This window comes from Pseudotabrizicola sp., from assembly GCF_030656345.1.
Taxonomy (GTDB): domain Bacteria; phylum Pseudomonadota; class Alphaproteobacteria; order Rhodobacterales; family Rhodobacteraceae; genus Pseudotabrizicola.
Genome location: NZ_JAUSNR010000055.1, coordinates 1 through 3,321 on the forward strand (window position 1 = coordinate 1; position 3,321 = coordinate 3,321).

Sequence of the window (3,321 nt, forward strand, 5' to 3'; positions counted from 1 at the left end):
CAATGCGGGTCCGATGCGCACGCAGATGGAAGAGGCACTCGCCAGTGCGGGCTTCGACGAGGACACGCTCAACGAAATCGCAACGAGCGGGAATCCAGGCGCCGAAGGCGTGGCGACCCGTGCAACGACAGGCGCTGTCCTGTCGGCTGCGGCCCAAAACAGCCATGCCGAGGCAGCACTTTCGCTCGAGCGCGTCGAGCGACTGGTCTCCATGATCCCGGAAATGGAGGACCTGAAGGCGTCGATGGACCACAACACCCGCGTCACGGCGGAACTCGCCATTGCGATGACGCGGATGTGGGAACTCGAAGCCATCCAGACCCTTGGCGCGGGCAATGCCGGGGTAGTGGATGCAGCGACTGTCGCCGAAGAGCGTCGCTACATGGACTTCACCCTGCCGAGCCTCGAACCGTGAGAGGGGCACTGGACATGACTTTGAGACTGACTGGGGGTATGAGCGCGCGCGAACTGGTCGAGGAGGAACTGATCCATGGCGCGCTGCGCCGGGAACAGCTCTGGAAGATGATCGGCCTTGGCGGTGCAGGCTTTGGCGTTTTGGGCTGCCTTGCGGCCGCGGCTGTTGCACTGATGGTCGAGACCCCGCCGCCGGTCATCGTGCCCTATGATCCCGAGACCGGTCTCGCTCTGCCGAATGCCACCGTCGAGACGGTGTCGCTGGCCGAGCGTCCCGCCATTATCGAGGCGCAGATCTACCGCTACATCCTTGACCGCGAGGCCTACAACCAACTCGACAACGATCTGCGCGTGCGCCGGGTGCTGGCGCAATCCACCGGGGCGGCCGAGGCCAGCATGCGCGCCATGTGGACCTCGGGGCAGGAGAGCTATCCGCCGTCTCGCTACGGTCCCTCCGCAGAGATGGCTGTCGAGATCGCCTCGATCACGCTGATCGGCGAGAACCGCGCGCAGGTGCGTCTCAGAAAGCGCCTGACCAGCCCGCAGGGGGCGCAGGACGGGTCATTCACCGCAACATTGATGTTTGCATTCCAACCCGAACGGACCCGCTCGATCGACGATGTCTGGCAAAACCCCTTCGGCTTCACCGTCACCCAATATGCCATCCGATCGGACCGTTCCGAATGACCCCTGTTCCAGTTCTCACATCCGTTCACGCCCTTCTCGTCGCCGGTGCGCTGGCGCTCATGGCGCCCGCAGCTCTGGCCGAGACCACGCCGCGCCCCGGTCCCCATGACAACCGCGTCCGGATCGCGACCTGGACAGAGGGGCAGGTCTACCGGATCGTCACCACCCTGACCCGGGTGACCACCGTCGAATTCGGCGAGGGCGAGACGATCCGTTCGATCATCGCGGGTGACACGGTCGGCTTCCAGTTCGACGGCGTGCCCGGCGGACGGGCCTTTGCGATCAAGCCCGCGGCCTCGGGTGTGGCCACCAACATCACGGTCTACACGAACCGCCGTTCCTACTATTTCCACGTCGTCGAGGCGCGGGAGACCCCGCATTACGTCGTACAGTTCCGCTATCCCGAAAGCCGCGTACAGCCAACCCGGGCGGTTGCCGCTGATGCGCCGAATGCGAACTACGCGGTCAGCGCAAGCGAGGAGTTCACACCGACGGCCGTCTGGGATGATGGCACATTCACCTACTTCCGCTTCGCGCGGAACGCGCCGGTCCCCGCGATCTTCCGCTACGCGAACGGCGGCGAGCGGGCGGTGAACAGCACGGCACTCGAGGATGGTGTCATTCGGGTCTCGGGCGTGAACCGGCAATGGGTCCTGCGCCTCGGCGAAGACGAGGTCTGTGTTCAGGATATGGGTGGGCCCACATCATGAGCCAGGATACCGAAGACCTCGCCGCGCGCCTCGCGGCGCTTGAAGCAACGGGCGACAAGAAGCGCGGTGCCGCACGGCCCTCCCCGCTGGCCGCCATCCTCGGTGTGGCCGGGATCGTGGCCGTGGGCGGGCTGGCCTGGGCCGCCCTGCAGCCATCGCCGGAAGCGCCTCTGCCGACCGCAGCCCCCGAAGAATTCCAGACCACGGGATCAGGCTTCGGCGACCTCGCACCCATGCCTGTAGTCGAGCCTGTACCGACGCCGCCGGCCGAGACCAGCCCCACCGCGTCGGAACTGGCGCTGATGGAGAGCCTCGCAACGCTGCGCGCGGAACTCGAAGACCTGCGCGCGCGGCCCGTCGAGGCATCGGATAGCGGGGCGGAACAGGCCATCGCTGACCTGACAGCGCAAATCGCGGCACTGCAGGAAGCCTCGTCTGAAGCTCAGCGCGCGCTCGAACGACAGTTGACCGAACGCGACCGCGAGCTCGACCAGCTGCGCATGGACCTCGAAGTCGCGCGGCTGACCCCGCCTGCCCCCACCGACCTCGGGCCGAACGAGGAAGAGTTGCGGCTCGCCGAACTTGAGCGCCGCCGCATCGCGGAGGCCGAAGCCCGGGCCGAACGCATCGCGTCGCCCATGATCGCGTTTTCCGGGATGGGGGCAGGGACCGACCGAGAGAACAGCCTTGAAGCCGCGCGCCTGAATGAGGACGAAGCTTTCGTGCGCGCGGGCGCCAGACCTGCCGCAGTGACGCGGGCCGAAGTGATCGTGAACCCCGGCAACACCGTCGTGCAGGGCACGATGATCCAAGCCGTGACCGAGACGGCGCTGGACAGCACGCTGCCCGGTGCAATCCGGGCCATCGTCTCGGAAGATGTGCATTCCTTCGACGGCGCGCGGGTCCTGATCCCGCGCGGCGCGCGCCTTGTGGGGCGCTATCGCTCCGATGTGGAGCTCGCGCAGTCGCGGGTCATGGTGGCCTGGGATCGCATCATCCTGCCCGACAACCAGACCGTGGAAATCAGCGCCTTTGGCGGAGATGAGCTCGGTCGCACCGGCACCACCGGCTTTGTCGACACCCGCTTCGCGCAGCGCTTCGGCTCGGCCGCGCTGATCTCGCTGATCGGGGCCTTGCCCGCAGCCGCCGCTGGACAGATCGAGGATGAGGCCGCGGCCGACATCGCGAGCGACGTCGGCACGGACCTGCGCGACAGCACCCAAAGCGTCATGCAGGACTATCTGGCGATCCGCCCCGTGATCCATGTCGATCAGGGCACGCGGATCACGGTCATGGTCGACCGCGATCTGGAGATCTTCTGACATGGCCGCAAGCTATCTCGAAGCCTCGCTCGACCGGCTGGGCGCGTACGTGCAACGCGACGACACGATCGAGATCTGCATCAACCCCGACGGGAAGGTCTGGGGCGAATTCCAGGGCGATCATTTCATGCGAGGTCTCGGCAACCCGCTTACCCAGACCGAGATCAAGGACCTCGGCAACCAGATCG

At 66.3% G+C, this 3,321-nt stretch carries 3 protein-coding genes and 2 pseudogenes; all 5 read left to right on the forward strand.

The annotated features are described in order from the left end of the window. Window positions 1-415 (forward strand): annotated as a pseudogene (locus Q7J44_RS22490) (conjugal transfer protein TraF); the annotation flags it as partial. A gap of 38 nt (window positions 416-453) precedes the next feature. Continuing rightward, window positions 454-1,101, forward strand: a complete 648-nt coding sequence (locus Q7J44_RS22495) for a virB8 family protein (protein WP_304883316.1) — start codon at window positions 454-456, stop codon at window positions 1,099-1,101. Between the two features lie 59 nt (window positions 1,102-1,160). Further along, the gene (locus Q7J44_RS22500; RefSeq protein ID WP_304883317.1) at window positions 1,161-1,811 is read left to right on the forward strand and encodes a TrbG/VirB9 family P-type conjugative transfer protein; all 651 of its coding nucleotides are present in this window, start codon (window positions 1,161-1,163) and stop codon (window positions 1,809-1,811) included. Then, window positions 1,808-3,133, forward strand: a complete 1,326-nt coding sequence (locus tag Q7J44_RS22505) for a TrbI/VirB10 family protein (RefSeq protein WP_304883315.1) — start codon at window positions 1,808-1,810, stop codon at window positions 3,131-3,133. Before Q7J44_RS22500 ends, Q7J44_RS22505 begins: the two co-directional genes overlap by 4 nt. A 1-nt stretch (window position 3,134) precedes the next feature. Further along, window positions 3,135-3,321: pseudogene (locus tag Q7J44_RS22510) on the forward strand (type II secretion system protein E); the annotation flags it as partial.

What these genes read in the sequence shown, in the direction of transcription:
- Q7J44_RS22505 (WP_304883315.1), top strand. Translation starts at nt 1,808, where the DNA reads ATGAGCCAGGATACCGAAGACCTCGCCGCGCGCCTCGCGGCGCTTGAA.
- Q7J44_RS22500 (WP_304883317.1), top strand. Translation starts at nt 1,161, where the DNA reads ATGGCGCCCGCAGCTCTGGCCGAGACCACGCCGCGCCCCGGTCCCCAT.
- Q7J44_RS22495 (WP_304883316.1), top strand. Translation starts at nt 454, where the DNA reads ATGAGCGCGCGCGAACTGGTCGAGGAGGAACTGATCCATGGCGCGCTG.